1 protein-coding gene is annotated in these 571 nt (G+C 51.8%); it reads left to right on the top strand.

The window, feature by feature from the left end:
- The coding region (locus tag KP699_RS16320; RefSeq protein WP_215763299.1) for a hypothetical protein at nucleotides 1-210 on the top strand (210 nt) is incomplete at its 5' end.
- Between the last annotated feature and the right edge of the window lie 361 nt (nucleotides 211-571).

Genomic DNA, 571 nt, shown 5'->3' on the forward strand with positions numbered 1-571 from the left:
GAACTGCCCGGAGATTTTGCTGACGCGACAGGAGAAACCGCTGAAGCACTGGCTGCGCTGATCGTCAGTTTGCATGATGACTCAACGACGCATGCCAGAATGGTTCGGGCCGGGCGTCGCTTTATTCGACAGCGACATGACCATGCGAGAATTATCGATGCACTCGGAAGGATCGCTCGAGATAGAAGGGATGAACGTCAAGCCGGGTAACCGGTGTATAATCAGCTTTTGCGGGGCAAACAGAATATTGTCTTCCAGACCAGAAAGAAGGCGAATGCCCCTGTTGCCTCGACGGAAACAGAGCAGACAGGCTGCTTTCGCCTCATCCGAGACATACGGGGATGACAGGTCACTTTCCACAAAGCAGACATTTGTAACTGAGGCGACTGCAGTGAGGCAGGTTTCGCAAGGCTGACACTGTATACCGTCGTTCGCTAATAATCCGTGCCCTAAGCCTTAATCAGCCTATATGCACGGCTAAATTATGCGACCAATGTCCTAATCCAGCTATTTCAAGCTCGAGATGTACCAGTATTCGACGTTCGACGAGATCTCCCAATATCGCGACCCG

It is taken from the genome of Acetobacter sp. P1H12_c (assembly GCF_018811975.1).
In the GTDB taxonomy this organism is placed as follows: domain Bacteria; phylum Pseudomonadota; class Alphaproteobacteria; order Acetobacterales; family Acetobacteraceae; genus Acetobacter; species Acetobacter persici.